The sequence below is a fragment of the Rhodanobacter sp. Root179 genome (assembly GCF_001428465.1).
Lineage (GTDB): Bacteria > Pseudomonadota > Gammaproteobacteria > Xanthomonadales > Rhodanobacteraceae > Rhodanobacter.
The window spans coordinates 1-24177 of record NZ_LMHR01000035.1; the positions used below are offsets into that span (position 1 = coordinate 1).

A 24177-nucleotide genomic window follows, 5' to 3' on the forward strand; every position below is an offset into this window, starting at 1 on the left:
AAGGATGGCGCCGGCGTGCTCACCCTGACCGGTGCCAACAGCTACGCCGGCGGCACCACGATCGGTGCCGGCACGCTGCGCGGCGACACCGCCAGCGTGCAGGGCGACATCGTCGATCACGGCGCGCTGGTATTCGACCAGGCGGTCGATGGCAGCTATGCCGACGACCTTTCCGGTGGCGGCAGCCTGGGCAAGACCGGTGCCGGCACCCTGACCCTGAGCGGCGACAACCACGCCTTCAGCGGCGACGCCGAGGTCCTGGCCGGCGGCCTGGCGGTGGACGGAACGCTGGGCGGTTCGCTGGTCATGGACGCCGGCACGCGCCTGTCGGGCAGCGGCACGCTGGGCAACCTGGACCTGGCCGGCACGCTGGCACCGGGTCATTCGATCGGCACGCTTTCGGCCAGTGGCGACGTGACGATCCGCAGCGGCGCGTCCTATGAAGTGGAGACCGACGCAGCCGGTCACAGCGATCTGCTTGCCGTGACCGGACACGCCACGCTGCAGGGCGGTTCCGTGCTGAACCTGGCCAGCGACGGCAGCTACACGACGCAGACCACCTACACCATCCTCACCGCCGCCGGCGGTGTCGAGGGCCAGTTCGGCGCGGTCACCACCACGCTGGCCTTCCTCGATCCCAGGCTCGATTACCTGGCCAACGCGGTGCAGCTGACGCTGAGCCGCAACGACGTCGATTTCTGCGCGGTGACGGTCACCGCCAACCAGTGCGCCACCGGCAATGCGGTGGAACACCAGGGTGGCGGCGGGCTGTACGACGGCTTGCTGAGCCAGGACGTGACCACCACCCGCGCGGCACTCGGCCAGTGGTCGGGCGAATCGCTGGCCTCGACCCGCACCGCGCTGCTGCAGGACAGCCGCTTCGTGCGCGAGGCGATGGGCGACCGCCTGCATCGCGCGGACACCGCGCAGGATGATGCCCGCGCCGTCGGCACCAGCGCGGGTTCGGTCTGGGTGCACGGCTGGAATCATTCCGGCCACGCCGATGGCGACGGCAATGCATCATCGATGCAGGGCCATGGCAGCGGCATCCTGCTCGGCGTGGATGCGCCGATCGGCGACTGGCTGCGTGCCGGCATCACCGCCGGCGAAGGCCAGGATGCGCTGGACGTCACCGCGCTCGACAGCTCGGCCTACGTGAAGAACCGGCACCTGGGCATGTACGCCGGCGGCCGCTGGAACGGCTGGTCGCTGGATGGCGGCGTGGCCGAAAGCTGGCACGACATCCGCAGCACGCGCCACGTCGATGCCGTGTTGCCGGGGACCTTGCGCGCCGACTACCACGGGCGTACCCGCCAGGCGTATCTCGAAGGCGGCTACCGCTACACCGGCGCGCACGGCAGCGTGCAGCCGTTCGTGAACCTGGCGCACGTGGCGGCATACACCGGCCAGGTCGATGAGCGAGGCAACATCACCGCCTTGCGCAGCGCGGGCGAAACCACCGAGGTCAGCCTCGGCACGCTCGGCGTGCGCGGCCTGTGGCAACTGGCGGACAGCGCCGCGACGCCGGTGTCGCTGTACGCCACGCTCGGCTGGCGACACGCATTCGGCGACCTGGTGCCGCTGGCGCAGCAGCGCTTCGCCGATGGCGAACGCTTCACCGTCAGCGGCGTGCCGCTGCGGGCGAATGCCGCGCTGGTGCAGCTCGGCATCGACGCCGGCTTGTCCCGGCACACCCGCCTGCGTGCCGGATATGACGGCGTGCTGGCCGGTCGTGAAAGCGACCATGCCGTGCGGATGACCCTGCAAGTGACTTTCTGAAGGGGGCCACGCGCTGCGCTAGACTCGCGCTTTTGAGCGGACGAAAGTCATGAGCGAACCTGCGAGTCTGCGCCGCGCGCTGGTCACCGGCGGCAGCGGCGAACTCGGTGGCGCGATCTGCCAGGCGCTGGCCGCGGCCGGCTGGCAGGTGATCGTGCACGGCCACCACAGCCTGACCCGCGCCGAGGACACCGCGGCCGCGATCGTCGCCGCGGGCGGCCGTGCGCAGGCACTGGCATTCAACGTCGCCGACGCCGAGGTGACCCGCGCCGCGCTCGACACGCTGCTGGCCGAAGGGCCGATCCACGCGGTGATCAACAACGCCGGCATCCATGACGACGCGCCGATGGCCGGCATGAGCGACGAGCAGTGGCATCGGGTGATCGATGTCTCGCTGCACGGCTTCTTCCACGTGACCCAGCCGCTGCTGCTGCCGATGGCGCGGCAACGCTTCGGCCGCATCGTGTCGGTCAGCTCGGTGGCCGCCCAGCTGGGCAACCGGGGACAGACCAACTACGCGGCCGCGAAAGCCGCGCTGCACGGCGCCAGCAAGTCGCTGGCGCGCGAGATGGCTTCGCGCGGCATCACCGTCAACGTGGTGGCACCCGGCGTGATTGAGGGCCGCATGGCCGACGCGGCGTTTCCGCCCGAGCGCATCCGCGAGGTGGTACCGGCGCAGCGCGCGGGCAAGCCGGAGGAAGTCGCCGCCCTGGTCGCCTTCCTGTGCTCGGACGCGGCCGCCTACATCAACGGCCAGGTGATCGGGGTCAACGGCGGGATGGGCTGACCGGCTACGCCATCGCCCTGAACAGCGGCGGGCGCGGCTGGCCCGACATCGGTGCGTGCAGGCGCGGGTCGCTGGCGCTGGCCTGCAGCACCAGCGCATCGGCCACGCCGTCGAGCTTGCGCACGTTGTCGCGCAGGCGGGCGCGGACACCGGCTTCGTCGAGCGGATCGTGCAGGGTCGCATTGAGGTCGCTGAACCACGCCAGCGCGCACTGGTCGAGCATCTCGCGCCGGCTGTGGCCGCCGGCGGCGGCGTGCCAGTGGCGGAACAGCGATTGCATGCGGGTGTTCAGCGCCTGCGCCTGTTCCAGCTCCGCGCGCATTTCGCCCAGGAACGCCAGGTCGGTGAGCCGCTGCTGGAATACCAGCTGGCACAGCACGCCCCAGTAGTACGCGTAATCCCAGATCACCTTGGCCGACAGCACCTCGGGGTTGCCGAACAGCGGGTACTGGTCGCGGAACAGGGTCAGCGTGCTGTCGTAGAAGGAGAGGTAGAGCTTTTCGTAGAAGTGCGCGTAGGGCGCGAGGTTGTGGCCGGCGCGGTCATGACCGATCAGCCCGGTGATGTAGGTGTTGCTGATCGCGATGAAGTCGCTGCCGGGCGAGTAGAACGGATCGAGGAAGCTGCCCGCTTCGCCGGTGAGCGCCCAGCGATCGGCGTTGAACAGCCGGCTGCTGCTGAACGAGTAGTCGCGCAGGAAGCGGAAGTCGAGCAGGCGATCGCGCTCGGCGGCGATCGCGCGCCCCATCGCCGGCTGCTTTTCCTGCAGCCATCGCAGCGCGTGTTCGAAATCGCGCATGCCGTCCAGCGGATGCATCGCCGCGTCGCAGACGATGCCCACCGAATGCGCGCCCGAGCCCAGCGGGATCAGCCACGCCCAGTAGCCGGCGCCCATCAGGTGATTGGTCGAGCGCCAGCGCTCGGCCGGCGTGCAGCGCGCGCCCCATTCGGCGTCGTCGCTCCAGCGGCCGATGTCCAGTCGAGTATCCATACGGAACCACACTGCGTTGGCGTGGTGGCCGTTGTCCACGGTCAGTTGCAGCCGGCGGCGCAGCAGGCCGGCGCGACCGGAGGCGTCGAGCAGCCAGCGCGCGGCGACGGTGTGTTCGCCCTTGTCGTCGGTGAAGCGCACCTCGTGCGCGCCGCCATGTTCGCCCAGGCTGAAACCCCTGACCGTGGCGCCGTCGCGAAAGTCGATGCCGCGTCGGCGCGCCTCCTCGCCCAGGAAGTTCTCGAAGATGCCCCGGTCGAGCTGGTAGCTGGGGATCGGCAGCACCCGGCTCACGCCCAGTTCGGTGGTGTTCTGGATGTCGTCGCGCCCTTCGGAGAAGAAGTAGCGCAGGCCGAACTTGCGGATGTGCTCGGCATCGAGGTGTTCGCGCAGGCCCAGCGTGTGGTCGAAGTAGTGCGCGCCGATCTCCACCGTGGATTCGCCGACCTTGTGCGCGGCCACCGGCAGCGGATGACGGTTGCGCTCCAGCACCAGGATGTCCATGTCAGGGAATTCGCCGCGCAGTTGCAGCGCCAGGCAGAGGCCGGCCAGACCGCCACCGAGGATGACCGCTTCGTGCTCCGTCCGGCTCATGCGATGCACTCCGTGGGTGGCGCGGAAACTCAGTGCGTCGTACCGCCCTCGAAAAGGATCGGCGCGGCGCGCGAACGACGGTAGCTGGCCACGATCCTGCCGTAATGGACCACGCGGCCGATCGTGTAGGTGGTGATGCGGGTGACGTCGCGCACCGGCTTCAGGTGGCTGGGGCGGAAATTGCCGTGATAGCGCGAGGCGATCGGCACCGAGACCACGCCCAGCTGCTTCTCGCGCGAGGCGGCGATCAGGATTGCCGCCTCGAACACGAAGTTCTCCGCCGGCAGGTCGACCAGTTCCAGCGCGGCGCGGGGATACCAGCGCTGGCCGCTCTGGGTGTCGGCGATCGGTTGCGCGCAGGCCCAGGAAATGCCCCAGTCGGCCACCGCGTTGGCGCGGCGGCGACCCTTCGGCTGCTGTTCCTTGTCCAGCAGGCGCGCGCCGATCACGATGTGTTGCGGGTACTTCGTCGCCGCGGCCACGATATGCGGAATGTCGGCGGCCAGGTGCTGGCCGTCGCCGTCCATCGTGAGCACGGCGTCGTAGCCGAGCTTCATCGCCTCGCGGAAGCCGTGGCGCAGCGCTTCGCCCTTGCCCTTGCGCTGCTCGTGGCGCAGCAGGGTCACCGGCAGCGTGGCGACGATGTCCGGCGTGCGGTCGTCGGAGCCGTCGTCGATCACGATCACCGGTGCACCGAGCGCCAGCACGGATTCGACCACCGACTGGATCGCGGCCTCTTCGTTGAGGCAGGGAATCAGCACGCACCAGCGCGGGTTGACGGTGTTCAAGCGACGTTCTCCATGTCGATCTGCAATCCCAGTTGCGCGGCCGCCTCGACATGGCAGCTGCCATCGCCCAGCGCCAGCCGTGCCAGCAACGGCAGCGCGGCGGCCGAAGGGTTGGCCTGGCGCCAGCCGGCCAGCGGTTCGTCGAGTGTGCTCGAAGCCGCCGCGGTTGTCAGCGTCAGCCGCAGCCGGGCCAGGCTGCGCGGGCTGCGGGTCGGCGTCAGCAGCAGGGCGCTGCCGAACGGTTGCGTGCAGGCGGTTACTTCGAGCAACGGGCCGGTGCCGATGAAATCGCTGCACACCAGCAGCACCGGGCGCTGCTCGCTGCACACCTGGCTGACCGCCTCGAGCAGGCCGGCGCCAAAGCTGGCGCGTTGTGCCGCGATCGCGGTGGAGGGCGCGTGGCAGCCGGTGGCGATGGTCCAGTAGCCCACCGCGGCGTTGTGCACCGAGTTGTGGAAGCGGATCGGCGACAGCTCGGTCGGCACCTGGGCCAGCGTGGCGCACATGTAATCGGTGATCGCCTGGTCGCCGTGCGAGGAAGCGAATACGCAGGCGACGCCGGCCGCATCCTGGCCGCTCATCGCCACCGCCTGGCCGGCGACCTCCACTGCCAGCAGCACGCTTTCCGGTGCGCGGCGGCGTTCGTTGGCGGGCAGGGTGGCGGCCGCGGGCCGGCGCGGCGGCGGTTCCGGCGGGCGGCCGGCGAGCATCTCGCGCAGGGCGGCGAAGTCGGCCAGCTGCGACGACCACACGCCGACGCCGTCGACCCAGACATCCAGCCCGCTCATGCGCCGAATCCTGCGCGGGCAAAGGCGAGGCAGGCGTTGTTGCCGCCGAAGCCGAACGAATTGCTGAGCGCCACGTCGACCGTCTGCCGTTCGTTGCGCCAGGCAAACTGCGCCCCGCAGGCCGGGTCGGGCGTGTCGCCGCCGAGGTTGCCGGGAATCAGGCCGTGTTCGATCGCCTGCATCGCGATGGCGGCCTCGACGATGCCGGCGGCGCCCAGCGTGTGGCCGGTGTAGCCCTTGGTCGAGCTGGCCCGCGTGCGGGCGGGGAACGCCCGCGCCACCAGCGCCGCTTCCACCTCGTCGTTCTTCTGGCTGGCGGTGCCGTGCAGGTTGATGTAGTCGACCTGTGCCGCGGACAGGCCGGCGCGGGCCAGCGCATCGTCCAGCGCCAGCTCGGCGCCGAGGCCTTGCGGGTGCGGCGTGGACATGTGGTGGGCATCGCTGGCTTCGCCGTAACCGAGCAACTGCACGGCATCGGGTGCAGCGGCGGCACGTTCGAGCAGGGCGAAGCCGGCCGCCTCGCCGATCGAGATGCCGTTGCGGCCGGCATCGAACGGTCGGCACGGCTCGCGCGAAACCAGCTCCAGCGCATTGAAGCCGAACAACACACTGTCGCACAGGCTGTCCACGCCGCCGACCACGGCCGCGTCGACCAGGCCCAGGCGGATCAAGCGCTCGGCGCTGGCAAACACCTTGGCGCTGGACGAGCAGGCGGTGGAGACGGTGAGGCAGGGGCCCTCGAGCTGCAATGCCGCCGCCACGAACGCGGTCAGCGAGTGCGGCGCGTGCAGCGGCGGATAGAGCCGGTCGTCGCTGAAGCCGCCGTCGGCGTCGAGCTGGCGATAGGCCTCCTCGGTGGCGCCGATGCTGGCGGTGGAGGTGCCCAGCAGCAGGGCCACGCGCGCCGCGCCGTAACGGGCGCGTGCCGCCTCGACCTTCTGCATGAAGCCATCCTGGTTCAGGCCCAGCCAGGCCAGCCGGTTGTTGCGGCAATCCCACACCTGCAGGCTGGCCGGCAGGCGCACCTCTTCCACGCCGTCCACGCGGCCGATCCAGCAGGCCAGCGGCGCGCTGCTGATGTCGTTCGGGCGCAGGCCGCTGCGGGCACTTTCCAGCGCAGCGAGCTGGGCGGCCAGTCCGCTGCCCAGCGCCGACGTGGCGGTATGGGCAGTGACGGCGAGAGGGGTCATCTTGGTGGGCATCTTCGAAAGCCTAACGGTGACCCGGCGGAATGCCTAGCCTGTGCATGCGAGCGCAGAGCGTGACGGCGACGGCATGAAGATGTCGCGAACAGGCGTGCGAAACTAGGCCGCATCGTTCCCGCCGCCCCGGTCCCCCGTGCAAGCCCATCCGCCGACCTCCCGAAGTCCCTGGCGCTACCTGCGCGATCGCGACGTGCAACGCGCGGCGCTGGTGACCTTGCTGACCCTGGTGCTCAGCGCGGGGCTGATCTGGCTGGGCTATCTGGTCCACGTCTGCCGGGTCGCCGCACGCAGCCCGCTGCAGCCGTCGCGGCGGATGATCGTGCTGGTGTTTGGTCGCCAGCTGGTGCGCGACGCGCCGGGTGCGGACTACCGGCAGCGCCTGCGCCGCGCGCTGGCGCTGGTCGAACAGCGGCACACCGATCACCTGCTGCTGCTGGGCGGTTACAGCGGCGGGACGCAGAGCGAGGCGGCGGCCGGCGAGGACTGGCTGCGGCGACATGGCCTGGCTGGCGCCGTGCGCATGGAACTGGAACAGGATTCGGTGGACTCGCTGGAGAACCTGCGCCACGCGCGCCAGTTGTTGCGGATCGACTCGGCCACCGGCGAGCTGCCGCCGGTGGCCCTGCTGACCAGTCGCTACCACCTTGCGCGCTGCGGCATGCTGGCCAGGCGGCTGGGCTTCGACGGACAGCCGGTCGCCGCCGAGTCCACGCTTTCGCTGCGGCCACGCACGCTTGGCCGCCTGCTGATCGAGGCCAGCTACCTGATGTGGATCGACGTCGGTGCGCGCTGGGCCGCGCTGACCGGCAACCGGCGGATGGCCGAGCGGCTGAGCTGACATGCGCGCGCCGCGCGCGCCCTGATCCAGCGCAGGTGTCCGCGGCGCCGCGTCGCAGCGCCCGCGCGGATCGCACTTGCTAAGCTGATCGCCTTACCGCAACGAGTCCCGTGATGAGCAACCAGCAAGCCGGCCGTGCCGAAACCTTCCTGCGCGAACTGCAGGACCGCATCTGCCGCGCGATCGAACAGGTCGATGGCGGCGCACGTTTCGAGGAAGACGCGTGGACCCGCGCCGAAGGCGGCGGCGGGCGCACCCGGGTGCTGCGCGACGGCGCGGTGTTCGAGCAGGCCGGGGTGAATTTCTCGCGCGTGTCCGGGCACAAGCTGCCGCCCAGCGCCACCGCGCATCGGCCGGAGCTGGCCGGCGGCAGTTTCGTCGCCACCGGCGTGTCGCTGGTGCTGCATCCGAAGAACCCGCACGTGCCGACCACCCACGCCAACGTGCGCTACTTCGAGGCCAGCAAGGACGGCGTGGAACCGGTGTGGTGGTTCGGCGGCGGCTTCGACCTCACCCCGTTCTATCCGGTGGACGAAGACGTGCGCCACTGGCACACGGTGGCGCGCGACCTGTGCCAGCCCTACGGCGCGGACGTCTATCCGCGCTACAAGCAGTGGTGCGACGAATATTTCTACCTGAAGCATCGCGACGAGACCCGCGGCGTGGGCGGGCTGTTCTACGACGATCTCAACGAAGGCGGCTTCGAGCGCTGCCTCGACTTCACCAGGGACGTGGGCCAGGGCTTCCTCGACGCCTACCTGCCGATCGTGGAACGCCGCAAGGCCACGCCGTACGGCGAGCGCGAGCGCGAATTCCAGCTGTACCGGCGCGGCCGCTACGTGGAGTTCAACCTGGTCTACGACCGCGGCACCCTGTTCGGCCTGCAGTCCGGCGGGCGCACCGAATCGATCCTGATGAGCCTGCCGCCGCGGGTGCGCTTCGAGTATGCGTACGCGCCGGAAGCCGGTTCCGCCGAAGCGGAACTGGCCACCTACCTGAAGCCGCGCGACTGGCTGTAGGCCCCGCGAATTACGGCGTGGCGCCGCTGAACTTCACCGCCGTGGCGCCCTTCACCGGGCCGATCTGCGCGCTGTCGCTGACCTTCAGCACCACCTCGCGCTTGAACTCCAGCGTGCCCTGCACCACCGCGTGCGGGCCGATCACCACCACCGGCGTGTGACTGTTGCCGCTGAACCAGCTGTGGCTCTTGTCGACCAGGATGCCGCCCTCGACGCGCGAGTTCGCGCCCACGGTGATGTCGCCCGAAACGGTGCCGATGCCGCCGGCGACGTGGGCGGCGTCCAGCACGATCGCGCCGTTGACGTTCTCCACCCGGCCGCCGACGTCGGCGCCCTGATCCAGACGGATCGCGCCGTTGACCGCATCCACCTTGCCGCTGACCCGGCTGCCGCTGGCCAGGCTGATCGAGCCATTGACGGTGCCCAGCTCGGTGGCCTGCGCCTTCGCGCCCAGTTCGACCGCGCCGTTGACGGTGCTGGCTTCCTTCACCACGGCGTTGTCGCCGACGTGGACCGCGCCGTTGACCGTGCTGACGTCACCCGCCTGCTGGCCGGCTTCCACCCGCACCGCGCCGTTGACCTTGTCGATGTCGCCGTCGTGCGCGGCCGCCAGCAGCGGCAGGCCCAGCGCCAGCGTGCCGAACATCAGAAGGGTGGGGAATCGACGCATGACAATCTCCTTGAGTGGGTAGGTACCGGCATTAGGATGCCCCGCGCGGTCGGCAGGTTTAGCATGACCTGTGGCAGGGGCCGCGTTTGACGACAGCGGAGTCGGCCTGCACCATTCCCGCTTTATTCCCTTCTGTTGAGCATCCCATGCACAAGCTCGTCCTGATCCGCCACGGCCAATCGCAGTGGAACCTCGACAACCGCTTCAGCGGTTGGGCCGACGTCGATCTCACCGAGCAGGGCATGGCCGAGGCGCGCGAGGCGGGCCGGCTGCTAACCGAAGGCGGCTACAGCTTCGACGTGGCGCATACCTCGGTGCTCAAGCGCGCGGTGCGCACGTTGTGGGGCGTACAGGACGAGATGGGCTTGATGTGGCTGCCGGTGGTCACCGACTGGCGCCTCAACGAGCGTCACTACGGCGGCCTCACCGGCCTCAACAAGGCCGAGACCGCGCTGAAGTACGGCGAGGACCAGGTGAAGATCTGGCGCCGCAGCTACGACATCCCGCCGCCGCCGCTGGATCGCGCCGCCAACGAGTCGGTGCATGATCCGCGCTACGCGAAGCTCGACCCGAAGGACATTCCCGACACCGAATGCCTGAAGGACACCGTGGAACGCGTGCTGCCGTACTGGCACCAGGTGCTGGCGCCGGCGATCCGCGCTGGCCAGCGCGTGCTGGTGGCCGCCCACGGCAATTCGCTGCGGGCGCTGGTGAAGTACCTGGACGGCATCTCCGACGAGGCGATCGTCGAGTTGAACATCCCCAACGGCGTGCCGCTGGTCTATGAATTCGACGACGAGCTGAAGCCACTGCGCCACTACTATCTCGGCGACGCCGCGGCGATCGCCGCGAAGATGGCCGCGGTGGCCAACCAGGGCAAGGCCAAGTAGGCATGTCCTCCGCCGTCTCGCCGAAGGCTGCCGCGGCCGCACTGGTCGAATACTGGTCGCCGCGCGTGATCGGCGAACTGGACGACAGTTATCTGAAGGTGGCCAAGCTGCTGGGCACCTTCGGCTGGCACAGCCATGACGACGAGGACGAGCTGTTCCTGGTGCTCGACGGCCGGCTGCGCATCGAGCTGGAAACCGGTGCGATGGAACTGGAGCAGGGTGAGCTGTTCGTGGTGCCCAAGGGCACGCGCCACAATCCGGTGGCCGCGGCCGAATGCCTGATCCTGCTGATCGAACGCAAGTCGACCCTGCATACCGGCAACCAGGTCACCGAGCGCACGCGCTCGATCGCGCAGCAACTGGGCGATGCCTGATCCGTGCGACGGCCTGTCCGATGGGTGACATTCGTCAGTCGTCAGCCGGACCATGGCTGAATTAAGCTGCCGTCGACGCCTGCCAACGGAATGCCCATGCCTGCCCATCTGACCAGTTACCTGATCATGCTGCCGTTGCTGGCCTGGATGGTCTGGAAGCGCGTGAGCCGGCAGTTCGGCCGCCAGCCGATCCGGCGCAAGCGGATGATCGCCCGCATCGTGATCTTCGTGATTCTCGGCGGCCTGATGGCGCTCAGCGGACTGCAGCGGCTGGCGCTGGCCGAAGGGTTGCTGGGCGGCGTCCTGATCGGTGGCGCGGTGGGCCTGGTCGGCCTGCGCCTGACCCGCTTCGAGATCGACCCGGTCAAGGGCGATTGTTACGTGCCCAATCCGTGGATCGGCGCCTTGCTCACCGCCCTGCTGCTCGGCCGGCTGGCCTGGCGCCTGTTCGAGACGTGGCAGATGCAGGCGACAGCGGGCGGCTCCGCGGCGATGCAGCCGATGGGCCAGGCACTGACCCCGTTGACGCTGCTGGTGATCGGCCTGCTGGTGGGCTATTACATCGTGTATTTCACCGGCCTGCTGATCCATCACCGGCGTTTCCAGCGCAGCCATCCGGGCATCGCGACCCCGCTGTGACGGGGGCGCGCCGGTTCATTCCGGCCGATGCGGCAGGGCCAGGTATTCCTCGCTCTGCATCTCGATCAGGCGCGACTCGGTGCGGCCGAATTCCGCGCGCAGCCGCTCGCCGTCGTACAGCTCGGTGATCGGCGCGGCGGCGGACAGCACCAGTTTTACGTGGCGGTCGTAGAACTCGTCCACCAATTGCACGAAGCGCTTCGCCGCGTCCTCGCTGTACACGGTGAACTGCGGCACGTTGGAGATGATGATCGCCGGGCCGGCCTTGGCCAGTGCGATGTAGTCGGCCACCGCCCGCGGGCCTTCGCACAAGGCGCCGAACTCGAACCACAGCACGCCGTCGGCTCGTTTGACGAAGGGAATGTCGCGGCCGTTGATGCGCAGTTGGCCATCCTGCTCCACTTCGTCACCGGCCTGGCTGGCGAAGATCTTTTCCAGCGTGCGATGCGCCTCGGCGCCCGGCGGCGTCAGGTAGACCGAGGCCTGGGTCAGCGCGCGCAGGCGCCAGTCGCGCGAAGAGGCCATCTCCACCACGTGGCATTGCCGTTCGATCAGCGCGATCGCGGGCAGGAAACGCGCGCGCTGCAAGCCGTCCCGGTACAGGTTCGACGGCGCGGTGTTGGAGGTGGTGACCAGGGTGACGCCGCGCTCGAACAGCGCGTCGAGCAGGTTGGCCAGGATCATCGCGTCGCCGATGTCGTTGACCAGGAATTCGTCCAGGCACAGCACCCGGCAGCGTGCGGCGATACCCGCGGCGACCTCGACCAGCGGGCTCTGCCGCTCGCCGAGCTGGCGCAGGCTGTCGTGCACTTCGCCCATGAAGCGATGGAAGTGCCGGCGCAGCACCACGCCATGCGGCAGGCTGGCGGCGAACAGGTCCATCAGGAAGGTCTTGCCGCGGCCCACCGTGCCCCACAGGTACAGGCCCGGTACCGGCGCGGGTGGCTCGTCGTTGCCGAGCAGGGATTTCAGCCGGCCGAACAGGCCGCTGTCGCTGGCCGGTGCGGCACATAGCGCCGCGTGCATGCGATCGAACTCGGGCAGCAGCGCCAGCTGGGTCGGGTCGGACTCCCAGCGGTGCGCGGCGACGCCTTCGTGATAGCGCGCGCTGGGCGCGAGCGAGGGGTTTTCACTCATGGAGCGGACAGGTCGTGAAGTGGGGATGCAGGTTTCAGTCGTTTCGCGGCGGCGGCAGCCAGCCCAGCACGGCGTGCTTGATCGCGCCGCGCAGGTCCATCAGGCGGCGATGGAAGAAGTGGCTGGTGTCGGGCATGCGGATCAGCTCGGGCTTGTGCTCCAGCGTGTCGATCCAGTCGAACACCGCCTGCGGATCGACCACCTCGTCGGCTTCCCCTTGCACCACCAGCCAGGGGCAGGTGGGCAGGGTGACCGGGCCGAACTCCCGCCGGCCCACTGGCGGGGCGATGCTCACCAGCGCGTCGGCGCGCAGCCTCACCGCATTGCGGAGGGTCACGTAGCTGCCGAACGAGAAACCGCACAGCCACAAGGCGTCGTGCGGCCGCCGCTGACGTACCCAGGCCACCACGGCGGCCAGGTCTTCGCTTTCGCCATCGCCCCGATCGAACTCGCCGGCGGAATTGCCCGCGCCGCGGAAATTGAAGCGCACCGTGTCCAGTCCCGATTCGCGCAAGGCGCGTTCGGCCATGGTCACCACCTTGTTGTGCATGGTGCCGCCTTCCACGGTCAGCGGATGGCAGATCACCGCCACGCCACGGCGCGCGCAGGCCGGCTCGGCGACATCGCTGATGGTTTCCAGCTTGCCGACCGGGCCGTCGAGCATGAAACTGGCGGCGACATCGGGAAAGGTGGCCGGTTCGGCGGGGAGTTCGGTGGGATTCATGCGCACGATGATAACCGCCGATCGGCTCGCCTGCCGCGGAAGCCGCCGGTGAACCATCTGGCGCACGCCCTGCTGGCCGGTGACGACGAGGACCTGCAGCTGGGCGGCATGCTCGGCGATTTCGTTCACGGGCAGCCGGACCCGGCGCTGTACGCGCCCCGGGTGATCACCGGAATCCGCCTGCATCGCGCGATCGACGTCCATACCGACGCCCACCCGGAGGTGCTGGCGGCCAAGGCCCTGCTGCCGTCGCCTTATCGCCGGTACGCGGGCATCCTGCTCGACATGTGGTTCGACCATTGCCTGGCGCGCGACTTCCCGCGCTGGAGCGGGCAGCCCCTGTTGCCGTATTCCGACGCGCTGCGCGCCCTGCTGTGGCGTGGCGATGCGCTGCTGCCCCCGGCCCTGCGGCGCTTCCGCGGTTACATGGATTTCCACCAGCTGCCCGCCGGCTATGCCGATCGCGCCGTGCTGGGCCAGGCCCTGGCGGGCATCGGGCAGCGCCTGAGCCGGGCCAACCCGCTGGATTCGGCGCTGCCGGTGCTGGTGGAACGGGAGGCGGAACTGCAGCGGTGCTTCGAGGCGTTCTTTCCCGAGTTGCAGAGGTTCGCGCGGGAGTGGGTGGAGGAGGCACGCTGACTGAGGCCCTTGCTCCCTCCCCTGCAAGGCAGGGGAGGGTTGGGGTGGGGTGCTTTTGATCTTCCCCGCACTCCGAGGCTCCCCATCCCAACCTTCCCCCACGGGGGAAGGGGCGAACGAAAACGCCGCCCGAGGGCGGCGTTTGAATACGGCTTTTTTGGATCGGGCGGGGTCGCCTAGCTCAAAAGCGACCCCCTCCCAACCTCCCCCTGCTTTGCAGGGGAAGGGGCGCACGAAAACGCCGCCCGAAGGCGGCGTTTGCAGACAGCTTGTTGGATCAGGCGAAGTTTTACTTCGCCTGATCAGCGATCCAGTGCACCGCGTTGGTGACCTGTTCGTCGGTGAGCGCCGGGTTGCCGCCCTTGGGCGGCATGAAGTTGCCGTCGGGGCCGTGGTAACCCTCGATCGCGTGCTTGACCAGCACGTCGATGCCTTCGGCCAGGCGCGGACCCCAGGCGGCCTTGTCGCCCACCTTGGGCGCGCCGGCGACGCCGGAGGTGTGGCAGCTGGTGCACAGGTGATCGAAGATCGCCTTGCCGTCGGTGGTGCCACCGTAGGCCACCTGCGAGGCAGCGGCCTTGGCGGCGGCATCGGCGGCGGCCTGCATCGCGGCACGGCCGGTGTTGCCGGCGTAGACGGCGCCAGCCGGGGCGATCCGCGCGGCCACCCGGGCCGGCTGCTCCGGGTTGGTTTCCTTGGGCTCGTGCTCATGGATGGCCAGCGCCGCGAAGATCAGCACGACCGTCAACACGGCGAGCCCGCCGATCATGATCGAAAACTGGCGCAGGACGCTGTGGTCCGCCTTGCTCATGGAACCGCTCACGCACGTACTCCTTTCAGTGGGCACGGCGGAACGCCACCATGGCGGCCCCGACCTGCCTCGATTGCCTGTTGCTGTCACACCAGATCATGAACACCTCCACGCAGGGTGGTCCATGAGTGCGCGACGCTGATCAAGCTTGCCCCCGGCCCGGGTTCGGGGATCGGACAGGCAACCAGTCGGAGATTATAAACGAAGCGCGCGGCAAGTTTCAGGCTCCGGTGACGACGGACCCCGTGAACGGGGTCGGCGAAAACCGGGCGCAACCCCGCGCGAAGGCCGTTACCCTGCCATCGGTCATGGCGCACCCATGTCAACCGGCATTGTTCATTTTCGTTGAACTGCCCCTATGCTTTCACCTCAAGAGTCGTCCGTCGGCGCAATCTGAAAGCACCGCCAGGCGGCAGATGCATGTCACGCTGCTGCGTGTCGCATGGCCGCACCGTTCAATCCAGGAGTTTTACATGTCGCGTTTTTGGAAGATCGCGTTGATCGTCATCGCCGTGATCGTGGTGGCGGCGCTGGGGTTCCGTCTGCTGCACAAGCCTGCTCCGGCCGGCCCCGCGTCCTCGGCCCAGGCGGCCGGCAAGGACCGTGGCGGCAAGGATGGCAAGAACGAGACGCCGCCGGTGCCGGTGACCGTGGTGCCCGTGGTCAAGCAGAACGTGCCGGTCTACCTGACCGCACTGGGCACGGTGCAGGCGCTCAACACGGTCAGCGTGAGCCCGCAGGTCGGCGGCCAGTTGCTGAGCCTCGAGTTCACCGAGGGCCAGCCGGTGAAGAAGGGCCAGGTGCTGGCACAGATCGACCCGCGCACCTACCAGGCGGCCTATGACCAGGCCGTGGCGCGCCAGCGCCAGGACCAGGCCATGTTCGACACGGCCAAGAGCAACCTGGCACGCAGCCAGGACCTGGCCGCCAAGGGCTACATCTCCAAGCAGGACCTGGACACCTTGCGCAACACCGCCGCCCAGTACCAGGCCGCCGTGTCCGCCGATGCGGCCAGCCTGCGTGATGCGCAGGTGCAGTTGAACTACACCAGGGTGATTTCGCCGATCGATGGCCTGGCTGGCATCCGCGGCGTGGACCCGGGCAACGTGGTGACCACCTCGAGCACGATCGTGACGCTGACCCAGCTGCACCCGATCAACGTGATGTTCACCCTGCCCGAGCAGAACCTGGACATGGTGCGCAGCGCCGCCGGGAAGGACGCCGCCGCGCTGCAGGTGACCGCGCTGGATCGCACCGATGCCCATCCGATCGCCAGCGGCGGCGTGCTCAAGGTGATCGACAACCAGATCGATACCACCACCGGCACGTTCCGCCTGAAGTCCGAATTCCCGAACGCGAAGAACGAACTCTGGCCGGGCCAGTTCGTCAACGTGCAACTGCTGGTCAACACCGTCGATGGCGGCCTGGTGATCCCGGCGCAGGCGGTGCAGCGCGGGCCGGACGGCGACTATGTCTACCAGGTGCAGGGCGACAGCACGGTCAAGATGCAGGCGGTGGTGGTGGCCGGCGAAGTGGGCGACAGCCACGTGATGATCGGCAGCGGCCTCAAGGCCGGCGACCGCGTCGTCACCGAGGGCCAGTTCCGGCTGAAGCCCGGCAGCAAGGTCAACGCGCTGAAGCCGGGCGAAGTGCCGGCGGTGCCGACTGCCACCGAAATGGAAAAGGCCAAGCAGAACAGCAAGGGCGGTGGTCGCCGTCACGGCTGAGCAGCCAGCCTGCGCCGCCGCGACACCCGAAGTTGCGCGGCTGCGGCCGCGCGCCAGCCATGATCGCGGCTGAAACCGCACTTTAGACGTTACGGATAGCCATGGGATTCTCGACCCTCTTCATTCGCCGACCGATCGCCACCTCGCTGCTGATGGTGGCGGTGCTGCTGCTCGGCATCCTGGGCTACCGCCAGCTGCCGGTGTCGGCGCTGCCGGAAATCGAGGCGCCGAGCCTGGTGGTCAGCACGCAGTACCCGGGCGCCAGCGCCAACACCATGGCCTCGCTGATCACCACGCCGCTGGAACGCAACCTGGGGCAGATCTCCGGCCTGACCATGATGAGTTCGGACTCGTCCGCCGGGCTGTCCACGATCATCCTGCAGTTCTCGATGGGTCGCGACATCGACATCGCCGCCCAGGACGTGCAGGCGGCGATCAACCAGGCCAAGGGCACCCTGCCGGGCAACCTGCCGTATCCACCGGTGTACAACCGGGTCAACCCGGCCGATGCGCCGATCCTCACCCTGAAGCTCACCTCCGACAGCCGCCAGCTGCGCGACGTGAACGACCTGGCCGACTCGATCATTGCGCAGAAGCTGTCGCAGGTGCAGGGCGTGGGCCTGGTCTCGATCGCCGGCAACGTGCGGCCGGCGGTGCGCGTGCAGGTGAATCCGGCGCAGCTGTCCAATCTCGGCCTGACCATGGAAGACGTGCGCAGCGCGTTGACCCAGGCCAACGTCAATGCGCCCAAGGGCACCTTGAACGGCAAGACGCAGAGCTACTCCATCGGCACCAACGACCAGTTGAGTGATGCCGCCGAGTACAAGAACACCATCATCAGCTACAAGAACAACTCGCCGGTGCGGCTGTCCGACGTGGCCAAGGTGGTCGACGGCGTCGAGAACGACCAGCTCGCCGCGTGGGCCAACGGCAAGCCGGCGGTGCTGCTGGACGTGCGCCGCCAGCCCGGCGCCAACATCGTGCAGACGGTGCAGCAGATCCGCAACGTGTTACCCGAACTGCGCAATGCGCTGCCGGCCGACGTGCACCTGGACGTGTTCGCCGACCGCACGGTAACCATCCGCGCCTCAGTGCACGACGTCGAGTTCACCCTGATCCTCACCGTGTTCCTCGTGATCGGCGTGATCTTCGTGTTCCTGCGCCGGCTGTGGGCCACCATCATTCCCGCCACGGCGGTGCCGCTGTCACTGATGGGCACGTTCGGCGTGATGGCGTTCACCGGCATGTCGCTGGACAACCTGTCGCTGATGGCGCTTACCGTGGCCACCGGTTTCGTGGTGGACGATGCGATCGTGATGATCGAGAACATCGTGCGCTACATCGAAAAGGGCAAGAGCGGCAAGGAGGCGGCCGAGATCGGCGCGAAGGAGATCGGCTTCACCGTGCTGTCGCTGACCGTGTCGCTGGTGGCGGTGTTCCTGCCGCTGCTGCTGATGCCCGGCGTCACCGGCCGGCTGTTCCACGAATTCGCCTGGGTGCTGACCATCGCGGTGACCATCTCGATGCTGGTGTCGCTGACGCTGACCCCGATGATGTGCGCCTACCTGCTCAAGCCGGATCAGCTGCCCGAAGGCGACGACGCCCACGAGCATCATGCGGCGGCCGGCAAGCGCACCGTGTGGTCGCGCACCGTGGCGGTGTACGAAAGCTCGCTGGACTGGGTGCTCGACCATCAGCGCCTGACCATCCTGGTGGCCGGCGCCGCGGTGGTGCTCACCGTGTTCCTGTACGTGGTGATCCCGAAAGGCCTGCTGCCCGAGCAGGACACCGGCCTGATCACCGGCGTGGTGCAGGCCGACGACAACATCGCCTTCCCGCAGATGGAAGGCCGCACCAAGGCGGTCGCCGAAGCGCTGCGCAAGGATCCGGCCGTGGCCGGCGTGGCCGCCTTCATCGGCGCCGGCACGATCAACCCCACGCTCAACCAGGGCCAGCTCAGCATCGTGCTGAAGGACCGCGGCGACCGCGACGGCCTGGACGAGCTGCTGCCGCGCCTGCAGCAGGCGGTGGCCAATATCCCGGGCGTGGCGCTGTACCTGAAGCCGGTGCAGGACGTGACCCTGGACAGCCGCGTGGCCGCCACCGAATACCAGTATTCGATGTCCGACGTCAGCGCGTCCGAACTGGCCGGCTACGCCAACCAGATGACCGAGGCGATGCGCCAGCGGCCGGAACTGGCCGACGTCGACAACAACCTTGCCGACAACGGCAATGCACTGAAGCTCACCATCGACCGCGAGAAGGCCAGCCGCCTCGGCGTGCCGGTGCAGAGCATCGACGACACCTTGTACGACGCGTTCGGCCAGCGCCAGATCTCGACCATCTTCACCCAGCTCAACCAGTATCGCGTGGTGCTGGAAGTGGCGCCGGAGTTCCGCACCAGCGACGACCTGCTGACCAAGCTGACCGTGCGCGGCAACGGCAGCGGCGCGCTCGTCGGCAGCACCGCGACCAGCTTTGGCCAGCTGAAATCCAGCAATTCGGCCACGCCCTCGGGCATCGGCAACACCGGCAACGTGGGTTTCCAGATCGGTGGCGGCGGCAGCATCCCGCTGTCCTCGCTGGTCACCGCCGAAGTCACCAGCGCACCGCTGGTGGTCAGTCACCAGCAGCAGCTGCCGGCGGTGACCCTGGCCTTCAACGTGGCGCCGGGTTATTCGCTGTCCGACGCCGTGGCGGCGATCCACCAGGTCGAGGCGCAACTGAACTTCCCGCCCCAAGTGCGCGGCGAGTTCGTCGGCAAGGCCGCCGAGTTCACCTCTTCGCTGGGTGACGAAGTGTTGCTGCTGCTGGCCGCGATCGTGGTGATCTACATCGTGCTGGGCGTGCTGTACGAGAGCTACATCCACCCGCTGACGATCATCTCCACCCTGCCGCCGGCCGGCGTGGGCGCGCTGCTGGCGCTGATCCTGTGCGGCATGAGCCTGTCGGTGGACGGCATCGTCGGCATCGTGCTCTTGATCGGCATCGTCAAGAAGAACGCGATCATGATGATCGACTTCGCGATCGAGGCGCGTCGCACCGGCCTCAATGCGCGCGAGGCGATCCATCGCGCCTGCCTGCTGCGTTTCCGCCCGATCATGATGACCACCGCCGCGGCCATGCTGGGCGCGCTGCCGCTCGCGCTGGGCAACGGCATCGGTTCCGAGCTGCGCCGGCCGCTGGGCGTGGCCATCGTGGGCGGCCTGCTGCTGTCGCAGCTGGTCACGCTGTACACCACGCCGGTGATCTATCTGTACATGGAGCGCTTCTCCGACTGGCTCGCCGCCCGTCGCGAGCAGCGTGCGCTGGCTCGCCATCAGGCCAGCCACGCGGCGTGATCCTTCGATACCCCTCCTGCGCAAGGCAGGATAGAGCTGTGCGCCGTGTTCCCTCCCCTGCTCGCAAGGGAGGGTTGGGGTGGGGTCGCTCTTCGGCGGGAGTCGTTCCGATCAACCTTTTGGCGACTAGGACGTTGAGGGTGGGATGATTCGTTCACGCGTCATCTGCGATACCCCGCCCATCCCCTGCTCACGTTGATCCCATGAACATCTCCGGCACCTTCATCCGTCGCCCGATCGGCACCTCGCTGCTGGCGATCGGCCTGTTCGTGGGCGGCATGATCTGCTACTTCCTGCTCGGCGTGGCGGCGCTGCCGAACATGCAGTTCCCCGCGATCTTCGTGCAGGCCAGCCAGGCCGGCGCCGACGCCAGCACCATGGCGTCCACCGTGGCCGCGCCGCTGGAGCGCCACCTGGGCCAGGTGCCCGGCATCGAGACGATGCGCTCGTCCAGCTCCGAGGGCAGCACCTTCGTCTTCATGATGTTCCAGAACGGCACCGACCTGGACGCGGCCGCGCGCGACGTGCAGGCGGCGATCAACTCGGCGGCGCCGGACCTGCCCAGCGGCCTCAACGGCGCACCGGGCTACCAGAAGGCCAACCCGAACGACGATCCGATCATCGCGCTGGCGATGACCTCCGACACCCAGTCCGCCGCCGACCTCTACAACGCGGCCGACTCGCTGCTGGCCCAGCGCCTGCGCCAGTTGCCCGGCGTGTCGTCGGTGGAGATCGCCGGCGCCGCCACGCCGGCGATCCGCGTCGACGTGAACCTGCGCGCGCTGAACGCGATGGGCTTGTCGCCGGACCAGCTGCGCAACGCGCTGAGCGCGGCCAACGTCACCTCGCCGGAGGGCTTCCTGTCCAACGGCAAGACCACCATGGCGATCAGCGCCACCACGCAGATGCACAGCGCCGACGAATTCGCCCAGCTGGTCATCGCCAACCGCAATGGCACGCCGGTGCGGCTGTCCGACGTGGCCAAGGTCTATGCCGGCCAGCAGGACGCGTACCAGGCGGCCTGGTTCCGCGGCAAGCCGGCGGTGCTGATGTACGTCTACAAGAAGGCCGACGCCAACGTGATCGCCACGGTGGACCTGGTCAAGGACCAGTTGCCGACCCTGCGCGCCTACCTGCAGCCGGGCACCGAACTCACCCCGTTCTTCGACGGCACGCCGACCATCCGCGCCTCGCTGCACGAGGTGCAGGCCACCTTGCTGATCTCGCTGGCGATGGTGATCCTCACGATGGCGCTGTTCCTGCGCCGGCTGGCGCCCACGCTGATCGCGGCGGCAGCCGTGCCGCTGTCGCTGGCCGGCGCGTTCGTGGTGATGTACATCCTCGGCTACACCCTGAACAACCTCACCCTGCTGGCGCTGGTGATCGCGATCGGCTTCGTGGTCGACGACGCGATCGTGGTGATCGAGAACATCATCCGCCACATCGACAACGGCATGACGCGGATGCAGGCCACCCTCGCCGGCGCCCGCGAAATCGGCTTCACCATCGTGTCGATCACCGCCTCGCTGATCGCGGTGTTCATCCCGCTGCTGTTCGCCGGCGGCGTCACCGGCATGTTCATGCACGAATTCGCGGTGACCCTGGTGTCGGCGATCGTGGTTTCCGCGCTGGTCTCGCTGACCCTCACGCCGGCGCTGTGCGGGCGCTTCCTCAGCGGGCATGACGCGCACAAGGCGGCAGCGCCGTCGCGACTGGCGCGTTCGCTGGACGGTTTCCACGCCGGCATGCTGCGGGTCTACACCCGCGCGCTGAACTTCTCGCTGCGGCACGCGCTGCTGTTCGCGCTGACGCCGCTGGCGCTGATCGTGGCCACCTTCTTCCTGTTCGGCGTGGTCAAGACCGGCTTGTTCCCGCAGCAGGACACCGGCCTGATCTGGGGCCGCGCCAGTTCCAGCGCCACGGTCTCCTTCGCCGAGAGCAAGCAGCGGCTGGAACGGCTGACCGCGATGCTGATGGCCGATCCCGACGTGGCCACCGTGGGCTCGCGCCTGGGCAGCAGCCGACAGGGCACCAGCGGCTCGTTCAACATCGACCTGAAGACCCGGGCGCAGGGTCGCAAGGACGACACCTTCACCGTGCTGGCGCGACTCAGCGCCAAGGCGGCCAAGTATCCCGACCTCAACCTGCGCCTGCGCCCGGTGCAGGACCTGCCCAGCGGCGGCGGTGGCGGCACCAGCCAGGGCGCCCAGTACCAGGTTTCACTGCAGGGCAACGACCAGGCCAGCCTGCAGGAATGGCTGCCGAAGCTGCAGGCCGAGCTGAAGAAGAATCCCAAGCTCAGCGACGTGGGCACCGACGTCGACGAAGCGGGCCTGCGCCAGAACATGGTGATCGACCGCGACAAGGCCGCGCGCCTGGGCGTGTCGATCGGCGCGATCGACGGCGCGCTCTACGACGCCTTCGGCCAGCGCCAGGTCAGCACGATCTACTCCGACATCAACCAGTACAAGGTGGTGGTCAACGCGCTGCCCGACCAGACCGCCACGCCCGATGCGCTGAACCGCATCTACGTCGCCTCCAGCAGCGGCAGGATGATTCCGATCACCGCCTTCACCCGGCAGGAGCCGGGGCTGGCGCCATCGCAGATCACCCACGAAAACCAGTACAGCACGATGGACCTCAGCTTCAACCTCGCGCCCGGCGTCAGCATGGGCGAGGCGATGGGGATCATCCAGGGCACCGTGCAGAACATGCGCATGCCCGGCGACATCAAGGTGCAGATGGGCGGCAACTTCCGGCGCTTCGAGCAATCGCAGAGCGGCATGGGCTGGCTGATCCTGGCTGCGGTGCTGACCGTCTACATCGTGCTCGGCATGCTGTACGAAAACCTGATCCACCCGGTGACCATCCTGTCCACCCTGCCGGCCGCCGGCGTCGGCGCGCTGCTGGCGTTGTGGCTGACCGGCACCGAATTGTCGGTGGTGGCGCAGATCGCGCTGGTGCTGTTGATCGGCATCGTCAAGAAGAACGCGATCATGATGATCGACTTCGCCCTGGTCGCCGAACGCGAGCACGGCAAGAGTCCGCTCGAAGCCGCGCGCGAGGCGTGCACCGTGCGCTTCCGCCCGATCATGATGACCACGATGGTGGCGATCCTCGCCGCGCTGCCCATCGCGATCGGCCTGGGCGAAGGCAGCGAACTGCGCCGCCCGCTGGGCATCGCCCTGATCGGCGGTCTGCTGATCTCGCAAAGCCTCACCCTGCTGAGCACCCCGGCGCTGTACGTGATCTTCTCCTGCCTGGCCGAACGGCGCAGGGCGTGGTCGGCGCGCCGACGCGAGCGCCAGCTGGCGCGGCGCCGCCGTCAGCTGGCGGGGGCGTGACGACGGCCGTCGTGAGTCGTCCGGGCACCCGACCGTGCCGTTGGTCGCCCTGAACAGGGACGCTCCCGGCACCGGCTTCCAGGCTGAACACTTCGGCAACGCACTCACAAGGCGTTAACCGGGCGACCGTTACCTATGACTCCCTCTTCAATAGAGACGGAGACAACGCCATGGGCAACGAAACCGGCAAGCCGGACTTCTCCGACGTGCGCAGCGAGGTGCGCAGCCAGGCCGCGCAGATGCCGCCTGCGGCGAAGGCCGATTTCAGCGACGTGCAATCGCATGTGAGTTCGACCGCCGACGAAGCCACAGTCTACGAAGTGGTGGCAGGCGACAGCCTGTCGAAGATAGCCAGGCATTTCTATGGCAACGGCAATGCGTGGAAGCCGATCTTCGATGCGAACCGTGACCAGCTCACCGACCCGGACCACATCAAGGCCGGGCAGATGCTGAAAATTCCGGCGAAGCCCTGAGCAACGACACCGCAAGCCCCGCAACAGGAGACATGCCATGAAGATGACTCGCCAACCCCTGATCCTCACCGCATCACTGGCCGCAGCGCTGGCGCTGGGCGGCTGCGGCAAGACCGACGATTCGGCCTCGCAGATTCCCGCCACGCCACCGCCCGCGGCCACGGCGCCGGCGCCTCCGCCCACCACCATGGCGCCCGCCCCCGCCAGCACCGCGGCCATGGGCATGGACAACACCGGCAACGCGGCGGCGATCAGCTTCAGCTCGGTCCAGCTGGGTTCCAGCGTGGACGCGAACAACCGGATCGCGGCCAGCGGCGACTCGTTCGCGCCGAAGGACAGCATCTATGCGTCGGTCGATACGACGGGCAGCGGCAACGGCACGCTGGCCGCGAAGTGGACCTACCAGGATGGCCAGACCGTGCATGAGGACAGCAAGGCGCTGAATGCGAGCGGGCCGGAAACCACCGTGTTCATGATCAGCAAGCCGAGCGGTTTCCCCGCCGGCAACTACAAGGTGGACATCTCGCTGGACGGCCGGCCGGTCGCCAGCAAGGACTTCTCGGTCAAGTAAACGGGTGAGGTCCGTGTCGGGCGTGCGGCGCGACGCGCCGCACGCCCG

At 68.5% G+C, this 24177-nt stretch carries 21 protein-coding genes; 13 read left to right on the forward strand and 8 right to left on the reverse strand.

Annotation, left to right across the window (positions count from 1 at the left end):
* Positions 1 to 1779: autotransporter domain-containing protein (locus ASD82_RS01520; RefSeq protein WP_056714426.1), on the forward strand; the 1779-nt coding region annotated here is incomplete at its 5' end.
* 49 nt (positions 1780 to 1828) lie between these two features.
* Entirely contained in the window at positions 1829 to 2566 is a 738-nt protein-coding gene (gene fabG / locus ASD82_RS01525; protein ID WP_056714429.1) for a 3-oxoacyl-ACP reductase FabG, read from the forward strand.
* Between the two features lie 4 nt (positions 2567 to 2570).
* Here the strand turns inward: fabG and ASD82_RS01530 are convergent, their stop codons facing one another.
* Genes ASD82_RS01530 through ASD82_RS01545 form a run of 4 tightly spaced genes read right to left on the reverse strand, consistent with a single transcriptional unit; the run spans position 2571 to position 6929 of the window.
* Positions 2571 to 4151 carry a tryptophan 7-halogenase gene (locus tag ASD82_RS01530; protein WP_056714433.1) on the reverse strand — a complete coding sequence of 527 codons (1581 nt, stop codon included), beginning with the start codon at positions 4149 to 4151 and terminating at the stop codon, positions 2571 to 2573.
* Positions 4152 to 4180: 29 nt separating this feature from the next.
* A complete protein-coding gene (locus tag ASD82_RS01535) occupies positions 4181 to 4939 on the reverse strand; it encodes a glycosyltransferase family 2 protein (RefSeq protein WP_056714436.1) in 759 nt (252 codons plus the stop codon).
* Entirely contained in the window at positions 4936 to 5727 is a 792-nt protein-coding gene (locus ASD82_RS01540) for a beta-ketoacyl synthase chain length factor (RefSeq protein ID WP_056714438.1), read from the reverse strand. The genes ASD82_RS01535 and ASD82_RS01540 overlap by 4 nt, the downstream gene beginning before the upstream one ends.
* Positions 5724 to 6929 (reverse strand): beta-ketoacyl-[acyl-carrier-protein] synthase family protein, encoded by a 1206-nt coding sequence (locus ASD82_RS01545; protein ID WP_235580606.1) that lies wholly within the window; start codon positions 6927 to 6929, stop codon positions 5724 to 5726. Before ASD82_RS01545 ends, ASD82_RS01540 begins: the two co-directional genes overlap by 4 nt.
* Positions 6930 to 7065: 136 nt before the next feature.
* Here ASD82_RS01545 and ASD82_RS01550 point away from each other — a divergent pair, with 136 nt between their 5' ends.
* Both ASD82_RS01550 and hemF read left to right on the forward strand, forming a co-directional pair.
* On the forward strand, positions 7066 to 7770 hold the full coding sequence (locus tag ASD82_RS01550) for a YdcF family protein (protein ID WP_056714442.1): 705 nt from the start codon (positions 7066 to 7068) through the stop codon (positions 7768 to 7770).
* Positions 7771 to 7883: 113 nt separating this feature from the next.
* Positions 7884 to 8789: an oxygen-dependent coproporphyrinogen oxidase gene (gene hemF, locus ASD82_RS01555; RefSeq protein WP_056714445.1), complete on the forward strand. Its 906-nt coding sequence runs from the start codon at positions 7884 to 7886 to the stop codon at positions 8787 to 8789.
* A gap of 10 nt (positions 8790 to 8799) precedes the next feature.
* Here hemF and ASD82_RS01560 read toward each other — a convergent pair whose 3' ends face one another.
* The gene (locus ASD82_RS01560; RefSeq protein ID WP_056714448.1) at positions 8800 to 9459 is read right to left on the reverse strand and encodes a hypothetical protein; all 660 of its coding nucleotides are present in this window, start codon (positions 9457 to 9459) and stop codon (positions 8800 to 8802) included.
* Between the two features lie 146 nt (positions 9460 to 9605).
* Here ASD82_RS01560 and gpmA point away from each other — a divergent pair, with 146 nt between their 5' ends.
* The 3 genes from gpmA (at position 9606) to ASD82_RS01575 (ending at position 11362) form a co-directional block, all read left to right on the forward strand.
* Positions 9606 to 10349, forward strand: a complete 744-nt coding sequence (gene gpmA, locus ASD82_RS01565) for a 2,3-diphosphoglycerate-dependent phosphoglycerate mutase (protein WP_056714450.1) — start codon at positions 9606 to 9608, stop codon at positions 10347 to 10349.
* Between the two features lie 2 nt (positions 10350 to 10351).
* The gene (locus ASD82_RS01570) at positions 10352 to 10723 is read left to right on the forward strand and encodes a cupin domain-containing protein (protein ID WP_056714452.1); all 372 of its coding nucleotides are present in this window, start codon (positions 10352 to 10354) and stop codon (positions 10721 to 10723) included.
* A gap of 96 nt (positions 10724 to 10819) precedes the next feature.
* On the forward strand, positions 10820 to 11362 hold the full coding sequence (locus tag ASD82_RS01575; protein WP_056714483.1) for a hypothetical protein: 543 nt from the start codon (positions 10820 to 10822) through the stop codon (positions 11360 to 11362).
* A 15-nt stretch (positions 11363 to 11377) separates the two neighbouring features.
* Here the strand turns inward: ASD82_RS01575 and zapE are convergent, their stop codons facing one another.
* Together zapE and ASD82_RS01585 are read right to left on the reverse strand one after the other, a co-directional pair.
* Positions 11378 to 12499, reverse strand: a complete 1122-nt coding sequence (zapE, locus tag ASD82_RS01580; RefSeq protein ID WP_056714455.1) for a cell division protein ZapE — start codon at positions 12497 to 12499, stop codon at positions 11378 to 11380.
* 34 nt (positions 12500 to 12533) lie between these two features.
* Positions 12534 to 13223 carry an alpha/beta fold hydrolase gene (locus tag ASD82_RS01585; RefSeq protein ID WP_056714459.1) on the reverse strand — a complete coding sequence of 230 codons (690 nt, stop codon included), beginning with the start codon at positions 13221 to 13223 and terminating at the stop codon, positions 12534 to 12536.
* A 48-nt stretch (positions 13224 to 13271) separates the two neighbouring features.
* On the opposite strand from ASD82_RS01585, the gene ASD82_RS01590 reads away from it, so the two are divergent.
* On the forward strand, positions 13272 to 13862 hold the full coding sequence (locus tag ASD82_RS01590; RefSeq protein WP_056714462.1) for an ACP phosphodiesterase: 591 nt from the start codon (positions 13272 to 13274) through the stop codon (positions 13860 to 13862).
* A 289-nt stretch (positions 13863 to 14151) separates the two neighbouring features.
* On the opposite strand, the gene ASD82_RS01595 is transcribed toward ASD82_RS01590, so the two are convergent.
* Positions 14152 to 14673 carry a c-type cytochrome gene (locus ASD82_RS01595; protein WP_056714464.1) on the reverse strand — a complete coding sequence of 174 codons (522 nt, stop codon included), beginning with the start codon at positions 14671 to 14673 and terminating at the stop codon, positions 14152 to 14154.
* Between the two features lie 473 nt (positions 14674 to 15146).
* Here ASD82_RS01595 and ASD82_RS01600 point away from each other — a divergent pair, with 473 nt between their 5' ends.
* From ASD82_RS01600 to ASD82_RS01620, 5 genes are all read left to right on the forward strand, one after another.
* Positions 15147 to 16400, forward strand: a complete 1254-nt coding sequence (locus ASD82_RS01600; RefSeq protein WP_056714487.1) for an efflux RND transporter periplasmic adaptor subunit — start codon at positions 15147 to 15149, stop codon at positions 16398 to 16400.
* 101 nt (positions 16401 to 16501) lie between these two features.
* Positions 16502 to 19741, forward strand: a complete 3240-nt coding sequence (locus ASD82_RS01605) for an efflux RND transporter permease subunit (protein ID WP_056714467.1) — start codon at positions 16502 to 16504, stop codon at positions 19739 to 19741.
* Positions 19742 to 19944: 203 nt separating this feature from the next.
* Positions 19945 to 23085, forward strand: coding sequence for an efflux RND transporter permease subunit (locus ASD82_RS01610; RefSeq protein ID WP_056714471.1), 3141 nt, complete (start codon positions 19945 to 19947; stop codon positions 23083 to 23085).
* A 170-nt stretch (positions 23086 to 23255) separates the two neighbouring features.
* A complete protein-coding gene (locus tag ASD82_RS01615; protein WP_056714474.1) occupies positions 23256 to 23558 on the forward strand; it encodes a LysM peptidoglycan-binding domain-containing protein in 303 nt (100 codons plus the stop codon).
* 37 nt (positions 23559 to 23595) lie between these two features.
* Positions 23596 to 24129 carry a hypothetical protein gene (locus tag ASD82_RS01620; protein ID WP_056714477.1) on the forward strand — a complete coding sequence of 178 codons (534 nt, stop codon included), beginning with the start codon at positions 23596 to 23598 and terminating at the stop codon, positions 24127 to 24129.
* The last annotated feature ends 48 nt before the right edge of the window (positions 24130 to 24177 follow it).